General features: G+C 66.7%; 16 protein-coding genes. 10 read left to right on the forward strand and 6 right to left on the reverse strand.

Annotation, left to right across the window (positions count from 1 at the left end; genetic code table 11):
- Positions 1-10: 10 nt before the first annotated feature.
- Genes NWE53_RS19025 through dnaQ form a run of 3 tightly spaced genes read left to right on the forward strand, consistent with a single transcriptional unit; the run spans position 11 to position 2207 of the window.
- Positions 11-844: a shikimate dehydrogenase gene (locus NWE53_RS19025; protein WP_265050930.1), complete on the forward strand. Its 834-nt coding sequence runs from the start codon at positions 11-13 to the stop codon at positions 842-844.
- 15 nt (positions 845-859) lie between these two features.
- Positions 860-1486, forward strand: coding sequence for a dephospho-CoA kinase (gene coaE / locus NWE53_RS19030; RefSeq protein ID WP_265050931.1), 627 nt, complete (start codon positions 860-862; stop codon positions 1484-1486).
- Positions 1487-1490: 4 nt separating this feature from the next.
- Positions 1491-2207 carry a DNA polymerase III subunit epsilon gene (dnaQ, locus tag NWE53_RS19035; protein ID WP_265050932.1) on the forward strand — a complete coding sequence of 239 codons (717 nt, stop codon included), beginning with the start codon at positions 1491-1493 and terminating at the stop codon, positions 2205-2207.
- Between the two features lie 25 nt (positions 2208-2232).
- Here dnaQ and NWE53_RS19040 read toward each other — a convergent pair whose 3' ends face one another.
- Both NWE53_RS19040 and secB read right to left on the reverse strand, forming a co-directional pair.
- Positions 2233-2982 (reverse strand): TerC family protein, encoded by a 750-nt coding sequence (locus NWE53_RS19040; RefSeq protein WP_265050933.1) that lies wholly within the window; start codon positions 2980-2982, stop codon positions 2233-2235.
- A gap of 170 nt (positions 2983-3152) precedes the next feature.
- On the reverse strand, positions 3153-3650 hold the full coding sequence (gene secB / locus NWE53_RS19045) for a protein-export chaperone SecB (RefSeq protein ID WP_265050934.1): 498 nt from the start codon (positions 3648-3650) through the stop codon (positions 3153-3155).
- A 245-nt stretch (positions 3651-3895) separates the two neighbouring features.
- On the opposite strand from secB, the gene NWE53_RS19050 reads away from it, so the two are divergent.
- The 5 genes from NWE53_RS19050 (at position 3896) to NWE53_RS19070 (ending at position 7809) form a co-directional block, all read left to right on the forward strand.
- A complete protein-coding gene (locus NWE53_RS19050; RefSeq protein WP_265050935.1) occupies positions 3896-4621 on the forward strand; it encodes a Tim44/TimA family putative adaptor protein in 726 nt (241 codons plus the stop codon).
- Entirely contained in the window at positions 4618-5784 is a 1167-nt protein-coding gene (mltA, locus tag NWE53_RS19055; RefSeq protein WP_265050936.1) for a murein transglycosylase A, read from the forward strand. Before NWE53_RS19050 ends, mltA begins: the two co-directional genes overlap by 4 nt.
- Before the next feature lies 1 nt (position 5785).
- On the forward strand, positions 5786-6349 hold the full coding sequence (locus tag NWE53_RS19060; RefSeq protein WP_265050937.1) for a Smr/MutS family protein: 564 nt from the start codon (positions 5786-5788) through the stop codon (positions 6347-6349).
- Positions 6346-6720: a helix-turn-helix domain-containing protein gene (locus NWE53_RS19065; RefSeq protein ID WP_265050938.1), complete on the forward strand. Its 375-nt coding sequence runs from the start codon at positions 6346-6348 to the stop codon at positions 6718-6720. The genes NWE53_RS19060 and NWE53_RS19065 overlap by 4 nt, the downstream gene beginning before the upstream one ends.
- 90 nt (positions 6721-6810) lie before the next feature.
- Positions 6811-7809: an adenosine kinase gene (locus NWE53_RS19070; RefSeq protein ID WP_265050939.1), complete on the forward strand. Its 999-nt coding sequence runs from the start codon at positions 6811-6813 to the stop codon at positions 7807-7809.
- A gap of 160 nt (positions 7810-7969) precedes the next feature.
- Here the strand turns inward: NWE53_RS19070 and NWE53_RS19075 are convergent, their stop codons facing one another.
- The 4 genes from NWE53_RS19075 to rpsO form a co-directional block, all read right to left on the reverse strand.
- Positions 7970-8605, reverse strand: a complete 636-nt coding sequence (locus NWE53_RS19075) for a pyridoxamine 5'-phosphate oxidase family protein (RefSeq protein ID WP_265050940.1) — start codon at positions 8603-8605, stop codon at positions 7970-7972.
- A gap of 74 nt (positions 8606-8679) precedes the next feature.
- Positions 8680-9444: an alpha/beta fold hydrolase gene (locus NWE53_RS19080; protein ID WP_265050941.1), complete on the reverse strand. Its 765-nt coding sequence runs from the start codon at positions 9442-9444 to the stop codon at positions 8680-8682.
- 130 nt (positions 9445-9574) lie between these two features.
- Positions 9575-11746 (reverse strand): polyribonucleotide nucleotidyltransferase, encoded by a 2172-nt coding sequence (gene pnp / locus NWE53_RS19085; protein WP_265050942.1) that lies wholly within the window; start codon positions 11744-11746, stop codon positions 9575-9577.
- Between the two features lie 258 nt (positions 11747-12004).
- The gene (rpsO, locus tag NWE53_RS19090; protein WP_265050943.1) at positions 12005-12274 is read right to left on the reverse strand and encodes a 30S ribosomal protein S15; all 270 of its coding nucleotides are present in this window, start codon (positions 12272-12274) and stop codon (positions 12005-12007) included.
- Positions 12275-12503: 229 nt separating this feature from the next.
- Between rpsO and NWE53_RS19095 the strand changes: the two genes are divergently transcribed.
- Positions 12504-12755 (forward strand): hypothetical protein, encoded by a 252-nt coding sequence (locus tag NWE53_RS19095; RefSeq protein ID WP_265050944.1) that lies wholly within the window; start codon positions 12504-12506, stop codon positions 12753-12755.
- Positions 12755-13627 (forward strand): non-homologous end joining protein Ku, encoded by an 873-nt coding sequence (gene ku / locus NWE53_RS19100; protein WP_265050945.1) that lies wholly within the window; start codon positions 12755-12757, stop codon positions 13625-13627. Before NWE53_RS19095 ends, ku begins: the two co-directional genes overlap by 1 nt.
- Positions 13628-13653: the final 26 nt, after the last annotated feature.

The raw sequence follows: 13653 nt of genomic DNA on the forward strand, positions 1-13653 counted from the left end.
GGACTGCCTCATGTCGCCTCGCTGCTTCGTCGTCGGACACCCCATTGCCCATTCGCGCTCGCCGCTGATCCATGGCGAATGGCTGCGCCAGCATCGGATCGGCGGTTCCTACGAACGCCTGGACGTCGCGCCGTCCGATCTGCCGGCCTTCGTTGCTCGCCTGCGCGATGGCGAATTCAGCGGCGGCAATGTCACAGTTCCGCATAAGGAAGCGATGATGGCGCTGGTCGATGAGGTCAGCGAAGCCGGGAGGGCCGTCGGCGCGGTCAACACGCTCTGGCGCGATGGCGGGCGCATCCTGGCTGATAACAGCGACGTGTCGGGCTTCCTCGCCCATCTCGATGCGAGTGTGCCGGACTGGCAGAAACGGGTCGGAACCGCGCTGATCCTCGGAGCCGGCGGTGCGGCGCGTGGTGTCTGTTACGGCCTGAAGGCGCGGGGAGTCGGTCGCATCCTCATCGTCAACCGCAGCCGCGGACGTGCCGAAGAGCTGGCTGCGGCTCTCGGTCGGCCGCTCGAAGCCGGCGAGTGGAGCGAACGCGATCGGCTCGTCGGGCAGGCGGACCTCATCGTCAACACCACCGCGCTTGGCATGCAGGGCAAGCCGCCGCTGGAAATCGATCTCTCCGGCCTCCGGCCTGGGACCATCGTCGACGACATCGTCTACGTGCCCCTGAAGACCGCTTTGCTGGCCGAGACCGAACGGCGCGGCGGCATTCCGGTCGATGGCCTGGGCATGCTGCTCCATCAGGCCGTGCCGGGCTTCGCCCGCTGGTTCGGTGTGACGCCGCAGGTGACGCCGGCACTGCGCGCCTTGATCGAAGCCGATATCCTGAAGGCCTGATTCGTCGGAGAGATCATGACCTTCGTACTGGGCCTGACGGGCTCCATCGGCATGGGGAAGTCGACGACGGCCGGCCTGTTCGTCGAGCGTGGCGTGCCGCTGCATGATGCGGACGCGGCCGTGCATCGCCTGCATCGTGGGCGCGCCGCGTCCCCGATCGAGGCAGCCTTCCCGGGCACGGTGATCGACGGTGCGGTCGATCGGGCGAAGCTCGGCGCTGCCGTCCTCGGCAACCCGGAGGCGCTGCGCCGACTGGAAGCGATCATCCACCCGCTGGTGCGGGAGGAGGAGGAAGCCTTTGTCGCGCGCTGTCGCCGCGAGGGAGTGGGGCTCGCGATCATCGACGTGCCGCTGCTGCTAGAGACCGGCGGTGAAGAGCGTTGCGACGCGGTTCTCGTCGTGACCGCGCCGGCCGAGGTTCAGCGCGAGCGCGTCCTCGCGCGGCCGGGCATGAGTGCCGAGAAGCTTGCAGCGATCCTCTCTCGCCAGATGCCGGACGCCGAAAAGCGGCGCCATGCCCATTTCCTTGTGGACACCTCGCATGGGCTCGTGGCCGCAGGCCGGGAGGTCGGCTCTATCCTGAAGGCGCTCGCCGGCCGGCCCGGGCGCGGCGCGGCCAAGAGATTCCAAGCGAGGTCCTGAACCGATGCGCGAGATCGTTCTCGATACCGAAACCACCGGCGTCGAAGCCAATAACGGCGACCGCATCGTCGAGATCGGTTGCGTCGAGCTGCTCAACCATTGCCCGAGCGGCCGCAACTACCACGTCTACATCAACCCAGAGCGCGGAATGCCGGTCGAGGCGTTCAACGTCCATGGCCTCTCTGAGGCTTTCCTCTCGGACAAGCCGGTCTTCGCCGCCGTCGCCCAGGAGTTCGCGGAGTTCATCGCCGGCGCGCGGCTGGTGATCCACAACGCCGCCTTCGACGTCGGCTTCATCAATATGGAGTTCAAGCGCCTCGGCCTGCCGCCGATCGAGCAGGCTCGCGTGGTCGACACGCTGTCGATGGCGCGCCGCAAGCATCCCGGTGCCTCGAACAGCCTCGATGCGCTCTGCTCGCGCTATGGCATCGACAACAGCCGCCGCACCAAGCACGGTGCGCTGCTCGATTCCGAGATCCTGGCCGAGGTCTATATCGAGCTGATCGGTGGCAAGCAGGCGTCGCTCGGCCTCGGCGTCGAGGCTGCGGCGGGCCGCGCGGGCCTATCCGTCGTGACCGTCGAGAAGCCGCAGCGCCAGCGCCCGCTCGCGCCACGCCTCGACGAAGCCGCGCTCAAGGCGCATGAGGCCTTCGTGCTCGGCTCCCTGAAGGCGCCGCTCTGGAAGGGCTATCTCGGCATCACCGACGACGCGGCCCAGTAGGGCCGCGCCGCCCGGTCCGGCGGGCTCATCCGCCGATGTCGGTCCGCGCCGGCCGGCGCGACAGCATGTTGAGCGCCTCGACCAGGGCCGAGAACGCCATCGCGGCGTAGATGTAGCCCTTCGGCACATGCACGCCGAAGCCTTCCGCGATCAGCGTGCCGCCGATCATCAGCAGGAAGCCGAGCGCCAGCATCACGATGGTCGGGTTCTTGTCGATGAAGCGCGCCAGCGGATCGGCGGCGAGCAGCATCGTCAGCACCGCTACGATGACGGCGATCACCATCACCGGGACGTGCTCGGTCATGCCGACGGCGGTGATGATCGAGTCGATCGAGAAGACGATGTCGAGCAGCAGGATCTGGAAGATCGCGGCGCCGAAGGTCAGCGTCGCCGCGCGGCCGCCACCTGCGGCGAGGGCGGAATCGGGATCGGGATCGACTTTGTGATGGATCTCCTTCGTCGCCTTCCAGACCAGGAAGAGGCCGCCGGCGATCAGGATCAGGTCGCGCCAGGAGAAGGACTGGCCCAGGACCGAGAAGATCGGCGCGGTCAGCTTGACGATGAAGGCGACGGTGCTGAGCAGGGCGAGGCGCAGGACGAGCGCCAGGCCGATGCCGATCTTGCGGCCCTTCGAGCGCTGGTGCTCCGGCAGCTTGTTGGTCAGGATCGAGATGAAGATCAGGTTGTCGATGCCGAGCACGACCTCCATGGCGATCAATGCCCCGAGCGCGGCCCAGACAGCGGGGTCGGCGGCAAGTGTCAGAAGGGCGTCCATCAGGTCTCCATCGGATACGGAAAAGGCGGGCGTCCCTGCTGGGGCGTCCGCCATCGATCAGCGCGAAATGGAGAGGCAGTGGAGGCTTCGCAAGGACAACAATAATCCGCAACAAATGAAAAAGGGCCCGCAAGGGGCCCTTCCTCTGATCGTTTCCGCGCCTGAAGGCGTCAGTTGGCGGTGGCGCCGGGCTGGCCCTGCAGCTCCTGCATGCGCTGCTGGTAGAGCGAGGCGAAGTCGATCGGCGGAATGTAGAAGGGCGGGAAGCCGCCGTTCTGCACCGCTTCGGCGACGATCTGGCGCGCGAACGGGAAGAGCAGGCGGGCGCAGTCGATCACCAGCACGGGGTGGATGTGCTCCTGCGGGATGTTCTGCAGGCGGAACACGCCGGCATAGCTGAGGTCGAAGGCGAAGAGCGTCTCGCCCTTCAGCTCGGCCTTGCCTTCCAGCCGCAGCACGGTCTCGTAGTCGGCGTCACCGAGCGCGGTGCTGCCGACATTGACCTGCAGCGACATCTGCGGGCCCTGCTGGGCCTCCTGCTGGGCGAGCGAGCGCGGCGCCTTGGGGTTCTCGAAGGAGAAGTCCTTCGTGTACTGGACTAGGGCGTTCAAGCTCGGAGCCGCTTCCGCAGCGCCCGTGCCATTGCCGTTGGGGAGTTCGTTGGCCATCGGTCCCATCTTGTTCTGGCAGGCTGTCTCGGGAAATCCCGCGCCATTGCCGGCGTTCGGGACTGCGCCCACTTTCAGCGGGCGGCGCGCGCGTCGGCTATCATGGACGCCGGGTCGGCACAAGAAGTCGCCTTCACAAGGTGGGGGGTGGATGTTACGAGCCTGTCTTACCATATGACGGCTAAGGCGTTCCGCAGCTGCGCGGGAAGGCCATAAGCCATGACGGGGAGCGCGGGTCCGCCTAAATGCAAAATTCCTTCGACATGACGACTCTGGTCTTCTTGGCTCTGGCCGTTTTCGTCGCCTGGAAGCTGCGCTCCGTCCTTGGCCAGAAGACCGGCCACGAGCAGCCCAAGGACCCCTTCGCGCGCCGCGAGACGCCGCCGATGCGGCCCGACCAGGCGCAAGGCGCGGACAAGCGGGACAATGTGATCCGTTTGCCGGGCGCGGCTAATGATCCGGTCGCCGCCGAGCCGCCGGCGGCCGAGCGCTGGAAGGATCTGGCCCCGCCGGATTCGCCGATCAGCGCCGGCATCGAGGCGATCATCCGCCAGGAGCCGAGCTTCGATCCGCATGAGTTCGTCTCCGGCGCCAAGTCCGCCTATGAGGCGATCGTCACCGCCTTCGCCCGCGGCGACCGCAAGATGCTGAAGGGTCTGCTTGCGAAGGACGTCTATGACGGCTTCGAGCAGGCCATCACCGAGCGCGAGAAGCGCGGCGAGAAGGCGGAATCCAACTTCGTGTCGATCGACAAGGCCGATCTCGCCGCCGTCGACGTCAAGGGCAAGACCGCCCAGGTGACCATCGCCTTCATCTCCCAGCTGATCAGCGTCACCCGCGACGCGCAGGGCGCCGTCGTCGACGGCAGCGCCGAGCAGGTCTCCGAGGTCAACGACATCTGGACCTTCTCGCGCCAGCTCGGCAGCCGTGATCCGAACTGGCTGCTCGTCGCCACCGAATCGGCTGCGTGACCCGTGCCAAGGGGATCGCGCTGTCGCTTTCGGCGGCGATCCTCCTTGCATCCATGACCGCCATGGCCGCTCCCTTTCCCTTGCCGGATGGTGCCCGGGCCGAGCAACTCTCGCCCGGGGAGATCGACGGCTGGGCAAGGGACGACCATGCCAGGGCCTTCACGATCTTCGCGCGCGGCTGCATGGCCGATCCGCCGCTGCGCCAGGCGGTGCCGCTTCCAGACGCTCTCACCGCCGCCTGCGACAAGGCCAGGGCGTTGGCCGCGAAGGGTCAGGTCGGCCGCAATCTGGCCCGCGATTTCTTCGAACGGCATTTCAGTTTCTGGCGCATCCGCCCCTCCGGGGCCGAGAACGGCTTCACCACCGGCTATTTCGAGCCGGAATTCGAAGGCTCCCTGACCCGTTCCGATGCCTTCCCGACGCCGCTCTACGATCGGCCGAAGGACCTCGTGACGCGTTTCCCGGATGATGACTGGCCGGGTCTCGACAAGACCCTCTCCGCCGCCCGCCGCACCGACAAAGGCCTCGAGCCCTTTCCGGACCGCACTGCGATCGAAACCGGCGCGCTCGACGGACAGGGGCTCGAAATCCTCTGGCTGCGCGATCCCGTCGATCGTTTCGTGTTGCAGGTCCAGGGCTCCGGCCGGGTGCGCCTGCCTGACGGGTCTGTCACGCGGCTGACCTATTCCGGCCGCAACGGCCATCCCTACACCTCGCTCGGCCGTGTTCTCAGCCAGCGCGAGGGCATTCCGCCCGAGCAGATGACGATGGACCGGCTCGTCGCCCGGCTGAAGGCCGATCCCGCTTTCGCCCGCGACCTCATCCGCGTGAACAGATCCTTCGTCTTCTTCGCCCGCCGCGACGACCTGCCGCCCGAGAGCGGGCCGATCGGCGGCGCCGGCCTGCCGCTGACGCCTTTGCGCAGCATCGCCATCGACCGCACGGCCTGGCCCTATGGCCTGCCGGTCTGGATCGATGCGACGATTCCCGATGGCAGCGGCGGGGACGAGCGGCTGGCGCGGCTGATGATCGCGCAGGACACCGGATCCGCCATTCTCGGCCCGGCCCGGATGGACATCTTCGTCGGCTCGGGCCCGGCTGCCGGCCATCGCGCCGGGTTGATCCGGCATCCCGTCGCCTTCACCGTGCTCTGGCCGCGCTGAAATGCGTTCGCGCCGGGGCAAGACGCTGACGGAGACCGATATCGCGCTCTGGCGACAGGTGGCGCGGTCGGTCAAGCCGCTGCCCGGCCGTGCGCCGATCGAGCCGGAACCGGCCCCCCAGACGCCTCCGGCGCCGGCGACCGAGACGGCTGTACTGATCGCCGCGGCCTCTGTCACAGTGCCCAAGACCCTGCCCGTGGCACCACCGCTCGCGCCGATCGAGCGCCGTTTGCGGACGCAGCTGCGTCGCGGCCAGCAGGGCGTCGAGGCGGTCATCGACCTGCACGGCATGCGCCAGGACGAGGCCCATCTGGCGCTGCGCGGCTTCCTGCGCCGCGAGCAGTCCCGCGGCACCCGCCTGACCCTCGTCGTGACCGGGAAGGGCGGAGCGGGGCCAAGCCTGTTCGGCGAGGAGCGCGGGGTGCTGCGCCGCATGGTTCCGCATTGGCTCAGGCTTTCCGAACTGCGCTCGCTCGTGCTCGGCTTCGAGGAGGCCGAGCAGCGCCATGGCGGCTCCGGCGCGCTTTATGTCCGTCTGCGGCGGCTCAAGGAATACGGGCCGTGACGCCCTTCGGCCGGCGCGTGCGCGAACTCAGGCAGCGCCGTGGCCTCACCCTCGCTGAGATGGCGGAGGGCCTTGGCGTCACGCCGGCCTATCTCTCGGCGCTCGAGCACGGCAAGCGCGGCCGCCCCACCTTCACCCTGATCCAGGGCACCATCCATCTCCTTGGCGTGATCTGGGACGAGGCCGACGAACTCGTCCGCCTCGCCGACCTCTCGCACCCACGCGTCACGGTCGATACCGCCGGCCTCGATGCCGAAGCGACGCTGCTCGCCAACCGCCTCGCCCGCGAGATCGGCGAGCTCGACGTCGACGATCTGCGGCGGCTCGCCGCCATCCTCGACGAGGCCATCGCGCGGCGCGATATAGGTTGAACAGCTCCGCTTGACCCCGCGCCGTGCGGATGCGACACGCCCGCACCTTCCTTTCCGGCACTTCCGCCGCGCAATCCCGGACACCAGCCCATGACCAAGCCCCGCACGGATGTCCTCGCCCTCGGCAACGCCATCGTCGATGTCCTGGCCGCAGCCGAGGAGGATTTCCTCGTCGCTCAGAAGCTGACAAAGGGCGCGATGATGCTGATCGACGAGGCCCGTGCGGAATCGATCTATGCGGCGATGGGGCCGGCGCGCGTCATCTCGGGTGGCTCGGCCGCCAACACCATCGCCGGCCTCGCCTCCTTCGGCGGCAACGGCGCCTTCATCGGCAAGGTCAAGGCCGACGAGCTCGGCAAGCTCTACCGCCACGATCTGACCTCGCTCGGCGTCTCCTTCGGCACGGCCGATGCGGCGGACGGCCCGGCGACCGCGCGCTCCTTCATCATCGTCACGCCCGATGGCGAGCGCACGATGAACACCTATCTCGGTGCCTGCCAGGGCCTGTCGGTCGCCGATGTCGATGCGGTGGCGGTCGAGAACGCCGACATCATCTATCTCGAAGGCTATCTCTGGGACCCGCCGGCGGCAAAGGAAGCCTTCCGCAAGGCTTCCGAGATCGCGCACAAGGCCGGTGGCCGGGTTGCCATCACCCTGTCCGATTCTTTCTGCGTCGACCGCTATCGCGACGAGTTCATCGGCCTGATCCGCAACCGCATGGTCGATCTCGTCTTCGCCAATGAGCACGAGCTCAAGAGCCTCTACCAGAGCAGCGATTTCGATACCGCGCTGGCGGCGCTGCGGGCCGAGAACATCCTTGCGGTCGTCACCCGCTCCGAGAAGGGCGCGCTGGCGGTGACGCCGGATGGCATCGTCGAGGAGCCGGTCTTCCCGATCGAGCGCGTCGTCGATGCGACCGGCGCTGGCGATCTCTTCGCCGCCGGCTTCCTCTTCGGCCTGACCTCGGGCCGCGAGGTCCGCGACTCCCTGCGCCTCGGCGCTCTGGCCGCGGCCGAGATCATCTCGCATGTCGGCGCCCGGCCGGATGTCAGCCTGAAGAGGCTGGCGGGGAACGAAGGGCTGCTGTGATTCTTCCTTCTCCCCTCGGGGGGAAGTGTCTGTGCAGCAGACGGATGAGGGAGGGGTCGCGCAAGCGGCCCTTTCTTGTTTTCAGTGGGGGCTCGGCCCTCATCCGTCACGGCTTCGCCGTGCCACCTTCTCCCCCGAGGGGAGAAGGGCGGCGCCCTCCTCAATACAGCGTGGCCTTGACCCGGGCCGGCAGCGCTTCGTCATAGGCCTTGCCGTCGAAGGTCTCGACCTCGGCATTGCGCGCCGTGATGTCGCGCAGGATCGTGCCGGGCGACGGCAGCTTGCGCTTGTCGACCTGCCGCTCCGGGTTCCAGAGCTCGGCCCGCACCACCGCGCGCGAGCACTGGAAGTAGACGGCGTCGACATGAACGATCATGACGCTCGCCGGCAGCTTTCCGGCCATCTCGAAGCGCGAACACAACCCAGGATCGCAGGATAGCTCGGCGCGTCCGTTGACGCGTAGCGTCTCGCCGTAACCGGGGATCAGGAAGAGCATTCCGATTCGATCGTCGAACAGGATATTTCTTAACGAATCCAGTCGGTTATTGCCTTTTCGGTCGGGAATGAGCAGCGTTTTCGCGTCCCGGACCGTGACGAAGCCCGGCAAATCCCCACGCGGTGAACAGTCCAGCCCCTCCGGACCGACCGTCGTGAGCACGAAAAACGGCGAGGCGGCGATCAACGCTGCATAATTCTCGTCGACATGATCGATCTCCTTGAAGACCGATGCCGGGGCAGATGGGTTGGGATAAGCGCGGGCGAGGTCGTCAAGCGAGGCGATGCGGTGGTCGGACATGCCGGTCTCCATGAATCGGCATATGTCTAGACTATTGATCGCAGCGCGTCACCCTGCCGCTGGCGCCCCGTTCTTCACGACAGCGCCGCGGCAATCGCCCGGCTGAGGCCGCCCGGATTCTCCCAGGCCATCGAGTGCCCCGCATCCGGTACGACGATACTGGCTACCCCGGATTCCGGCAGGCCTTCCGCGTCGTCATAGGGCAACGACCTTTCGCCGATGATGATCGTTCTTGGCCGGGTGAGGCTCGTCACCACGCTTCGCCATGTCGGATCGCTGCCCGCGATCAGAGAACGCGCCGTCCGATGAACGGCATGGGGTGCGCTCCTTGCGAGCGACGCGGCCCAGATATCATTGCCTTCGTCCCGGCTGGCACGGACCAGCGACGCCTGGCCATGGTCGACATAATCCTCCTCGCTCATCGCGGCGATCCTGCGGCTGAAGAAGCCGCCGCCGGGATCGAGATTGGGCTCCCCGACGACGAGCCGGCCGATACGCTCCTTCAGCATCGTGGCCGCGGCGATGGCGACCGCGCCGCCCATGCTATGGCCGAAAAGGTCGAGCTCTCTCAGATCCAGCGCCTCGGCGAGTGCAACGATACTACGCGCATGGTCGTCGATCGTGTAGCCGAAGGCCTGCGGCCGATCGCTGAAGCCGGAGCCGAGCAGATCGACCAGCAGCATGCGGCGACCTTGTAGGGCGCCATTGGCGGCGACCGCGGGATAGTCGCAGGACGACGCGCAGCCGAGGCCATGGATGAACAGCAGCGCCGGTCCATCGCCCGTGATGTCATGGAACCGCAGCCGCGCGTCGATTCCGGGAAGAGGACAGGATTTCATCGGCACGCCTTCCGCTCGTCTCCGGCATGGCAAGCCGATGCGCCGGAGCATGTCAGTAGCGGCACAAACGAAAACGCCCCGCATCCTGCGATGCGGGGCGTCTCGTTTCACGTGAATCGCGGCGGGTGAATTACTCGGCCGCGCCCTGCTTCTCGCGGCTCTTCTCGGCGTCGCGCTGCGCCTTGAGCTTCTCGGTCAGGTCCTCGCCGGTCTCCTGGTCGACGACCTTCATCGAGAGGCGGATCTTGCCGCGCTCGTCCTGGCCGAGGAACTTGACCTTGACCTTGTCGCCTTCCTTGACGACGTCCGAGACCTTCTGGACGCGCTGCGGGGCGAGTTCGGAGATGTGGACGAGGCCGTCCTTGGCGCCGAAGAAGTTCACGAAGGCGCCGAACTCCATGATCTTTACGACCGTGCCGTCATAGATCACGCCCGGCTCGGCTTCCGAGACGATCGACTTGATCCACTTGATTGCGGCTTCGATCGACTTGCCGTCGGCCGAGGCGATCTTGATGGTGCCGTCGTCCTCGATGTTGACCTTGGCGCCGGTCTTCTCGACGATCTCGCGGATCACCTTGCCGCCCGAACCGATGACTTCGCGGATCTTGTCGACCGGGATCTTCATCGTCTCGATGCGCGGCGCGAACTCGCCGAGCTGGCTGCGCGAGGCCGAGAGCGCCTTGTTCATCTCGCCGAGGATGTGATCGCGCCCGCCCTTGGCCTGGTCGAGGGCGACCTTCATGATCTCCTCGGTGATGCCGGCGATCTTGATGTCCATCTGCAGCGAGGTGATGCCCTCGGCGGTACCGGCGACCTTGAAGTCCATGTCGCCGAGATGGTCCTCGTCGCCGAGGATGTCGGAGAGCACGGCGAAGCGCTCACCCTCGAGGATGAGGCCCATGGCGATGCCCGCGACCGGCGCCTTCAGCGGCACGCCGGCATCCATCAGCGCCAGCGAGGTGCCGCAGACGGTGGCCATCGAGGAGGAGCCGTTCGACTCGGTGATCTCCGAGACGACGCGGATCGTGTAGGGGAATTCCGCCTTCGCCGGCAGCATCGGGCGGATGGCGCGCCAGGCGAGCTTGCCATGGCCGATTTCGCGGCGGCCGGGCGAACCCATCCGGCCGGTCTCGCCGACGGAGTAGGGAGGGAAGTTGTAGTGCAGCAGGAAGGTTTCCTTGTAGGTGCCTTCCAGCGAGTCGATGAACTGCTCGTCGTCGCCGGTGCCGAGCGTGGTCACGACCAGCGCCTGCGTCTCGCCGCGGGTGAACAGGGCCGAGCCGTGGGTGCGCGGCAGCATGCCGGCTTCGGCGACGATCTTGCGCACGGTCTTGAGGTCGCGGCCGTCGATGCGGGTGCCGTCGTCGAGGATGGTCCAGCGCACGACCTTGGCCTGGGCTTCCTTGAACTGGCCGCCGACCTGCTCCTTGGTGAAGGTGGTCTTGCCGTCGGGCTCGGCCGAGATCAGCGAGGCGACCTTGGCCTTGGCGGCGTCCAGCGCCTTGTAGCGCTCGGCCTTGGTGGTGATCTTGTAGGCGGCGCGCAGATCGGCGTCGACGAGCTTGAGGACGGCGTCCAGAACCACCGAGTTGTCGGCCGGGGTGTAGTCGCGCGGCTCCTTGGCGGCCTTCTCGGCCAGACGGATGATCGCATCGATCACCGGCTGGAAATGCTTGTGGCCGAACATCACGGCGCCGAGCATCACGTCCTCGGGAAGCTCCTTGGCCTCCGATTCGACCATCAGCACCGCGTCCTGCGTGCCGGCGACGACGAGGTCGAGAACCGACTCCTTGGCCTCCTCGACCGTCGGGTTCAGCTTGTAGGCGCCGTCGATATAGCCGACGCGCGCGCCGCCGATCGGGCCCATGAAGGGCACGCCGGAGAGCGTCAGAGCGGCCGAGGTGGCGACCATCGCCAGAATGTCGGGATCGTTCTCCAGATCATGCTGGAGCACGGTGACGACGACCTGCGTGTCGTTCTTGTAGCCTTCGACGAAGAGCGGGCGGATCGGACGGTCGATCAGGCGGGAGACCAGCGTCTCCTTCTCGCTCGGGCGCCCCTCGCGCTTGAAGTAGCCGCCGGGGATGCGGCCGGCGGCGAAGGTCTTCTCCTGATAGTTCACCGTCAGGGGGAAGAAGTCGAAGCCCGGCTTCGGCTCCTTGGCCGAGACGACGGTGGCGAGCACGACGGTCTCGCCATAGGTGGCGAGCACGGCGCCGTCGGCCTGACGGGCGATCTTGCCGGTTTCGAGGACGAGCTTGCGGCCGCCCCAGATCAGTTCTTCGGTTTGGATATCGAACATGAGATTCGTCTTTCGGTCGGGTTCGACCCGTCCGGTGCCTTCAGGCCCATGGGCAAGACGGCGGAACGCTCGGTGAGGAGGATGGAGCCCGAGCGCTCGGCGATCCTGCCATGGACGTCTTCGGCGCCCGGCGGGTCACGCGGGAGGACCGCCCCATGCGGTCGCCGCGGAAGTCAGGTGGTCCGCCCCATGGCGGCATCGCCTGAAAAGGAGCCGCCCGGAGCGGGTCGCACCGGGCGGAAACGGTTCAGCCTACGATCAGCGGCGGATGCCGAGCTTCTCGATCAGCGTCTTGTAGCGGCCTTCGTCCTTGCCCTTGAGATAGTCGAGCAGCGAACGGCGCTGCGAAACCAGCTTGAGCAGGCCGCGGCGGGAGTGGTTGTCCTTCGCGTGCGACTTGAAGTGGCCGGTCAGGTTGTTGATGCGCTCGGTCAGGATCGCGACCTGCACTTCCGGCGAGCCGGTGTCGTTCGGCTTGGTGGCGTGTTCGTTGATGAGCGCGGTCTTGCGCTCGGCAGTGATCGACATCGGGATGTCCTCTTGTTTCGGGTTGATCTGGCGGGCCAGGCCGGGATGTCGTCCAGCAAGGTCCGAAGCCCACGAGCCGCCTCATCGCGGAGGGGTCGCGCAGCCGGCTCATTCGGGCCGGTTGCGGCGCGTATACACGAAATCGGCGGAAATGCCAGCGTCCTGCGGAACATGGCTGGCCGCGGCCCGTTTGACTCGATCACTCAGTTCCGGCTGCGGGAGTCTTGTCATGGCCGTTCCGTCGAAGAGCACGGTTTCACCGAAGGACCGGCTCATCATCGCGCTTGCCGCCCAGCTCCGGGCCGAGCGCGAGACACGCGCCGCCCTAGCGGAAATCGTCGCCAATGGCCAGCTCGACCGGGAGGTGCTGGAGGCGGTCCTGACCGATCCCGTTCCTGTCATCACGCAGGAGGATGTCGCCCATGCCGAGCGCCTCGCCATGGAGCCTGCACGGCTGGCCCGCCATCGGGAGACGCATTGATGGCACCGCGTCCGGCCTGGAAAGGCTATCTCAAGCTTTCGCTCGTCTCTTGCGCGGTGGAGGTCACCGGCGCGACCAGCCAGAGCGAGAAGGTTTCCTTCCGCATCATCAACCGCAAGACCGGTAACACCGTCCGCCGCCAGTATATCGACAGCGTCTCGGGTAAGCCGGTCGCCGACGATGACGAGGTCAAGGGTTACGAGATAGGCGACGATGAGTACCTCCTGATCGAGGAGGACGAGATCGAGGCCGTCCAGATCGAATCCTCGCACACTCTGGCGATCGAGAGTTTCGTCGACCGCGCCGACATCCCGCAGATCTATTTCGACACGCCGTATTACGTCACGCCCGCCGACGAGGTCTCCGAGGAAGCCTTCGCCGTGATCCGCGAAGCCATGGCTAAGCAGAAGAAGGCCGGCATCGCCCGCATCGTGCTCTATCGCCGGGAGCGCCCCGTGATGATCGAGCCCTTCGACAAGGGCCTGCTGCTGACGACGCTACGCTACGACAAGACAGTCCGAAAGCCCGAGGAGATCTTCGACGGGCTCGGCAAGGAGAAGACCGATCCCGAGCTGATCGACCTCGCCACCCATATCATCGAGAAGAAGCAGGCGACGTTCGACCCGTCGAGCTTCGAAGACCATTACGAAGACGCGCTGCTGGAGCTGATCCAGGCCAAGCAGAAAGGCAAAAAGCCTCCCGTCGTTCAGGCGGCGGAGCGGCCGGCCAATGTGGTCAACCTGTTCGAGGCGCTGAAGAAAAGCCTTGCAGGCGACGACGGCGGCAAGCCGGCTTCGAAGTCCGATTCAACGCCTGCCAAATCGAAATCGACGCCGAAAAAACCCGCGGGCAAGGCGCGCAAAAGCGCTTGAAGCGCGATCGACGTTGAGGAGGGCCG

It is taken from the genome of Bosea sp. NBC_00550 (assembly GCF_026020075.1).
In the GTDB taxonomy this organism is placed as follows: Bacteria; Pseudomonadota; Alphaproteobacteria; order Rhizobiales; family Beijerinckiaceae; genus Allobosea.

Excerpts from the sequence above, each read along its gene's own strand:
- dnaQ (WP_265050932.1), top strand. The coding sequence starts at position 1,491 with ATGCGCGAGATCGTTCTCGATACCGAAACCACCGGCGTCGAAGCCAAT.
- ku (WP_265050945.1), top strand. The coding sequence starts at position 12,755 with ATGGCACCGCGTCCGGCCTGGAAAGGCTATCTCAAGCTTTCGCTCGTC.
- NWE53_RS19040 (WP_265050933.1), bottom strand. The coding sequence starts at position 2,982 with ATGGACGCCCTTCTGACACTTGCCGCCGACCCCGCTGTCTGGGCCGCG.
- coaE (WP_265050931.1), top strand. The coding sequence starts at position 860 with ATGACCTTCGTACTGGGCCTGACGGGCTCCATCGGCATGGGGAAGTCG.
- NWE53_RS19060 (WP_265050937.1), top strand. The coding sequence starts at position 5,786 with ATGCGTTCGCGCCGGGGCAAGACGCTGACGGAGACCGATATCGCGCTC.
- NWE53_RS19080 (WP_265050941.1), bottom strand. The coding sequence starts at position 9,444 with ATGAAATCCTGTCCTCTTCCCGGAATCGACGCGCGGCTGCGGTTCCAT.
- NWE53_RS19095 (WP_265050944.1), top strand. The coding sequence starts at position 12,504 with ATGGCCGTTCCGTCGAAGAGCACGGTTTCACCGAAGGACCGGCTCATC.
- NWE53_RS19050 (WP_265050935.1), top strand. The coding sequence starts at position 3,896 with ATGCAAAATTCCTTCGACATGACGACTCTGGTCTTCTTGGCTCTGGCC.
- NWE53_RS19025 (WP_265050930.1), top strand. The coding sequence starts at position 11 with ATGTCGCCTCGCTGCTTCGTCGTCGGACACCCCATTGCCCATTCGCGC.
- secB (WP_265050934.1), bottom strand. The coding sequence starts at position 3,650 with ATGGCCAACGAACTCCCCAACGGCAATGGCACGGGCGCTGCGGAAGCG.
- NWE53_RS19075 (WP_265050940.1), bottom strand. The coding sequence starts at position 8,605 with ATGTCCGACCACCGCATCGCCTCGCTTGACGACCTCGCCCGCGCTTAT.
- rpsO (WP_265050943.1), bottom strand. The coding sequence starts at position 12,274 with ATGTCGATCACTGCCGAGCGCAAGACCGCGCTCATCAACGAACACGCC.
- pnp (WP_265050942.1), bottom strand. The coding sequence starts at position 11,746 with ATGTTCGATATCCAAACCGAAGAACTGATCTGGGGCGGCCGCAAGCTC.
- NWE53_RS19070 (WP_265050939.1), top strand. The coding sequence starts at position 6,811 with ATGACCAAGCCCCGCACGGATGTCCTCGCCCTCGGCAACGCCATCGTC.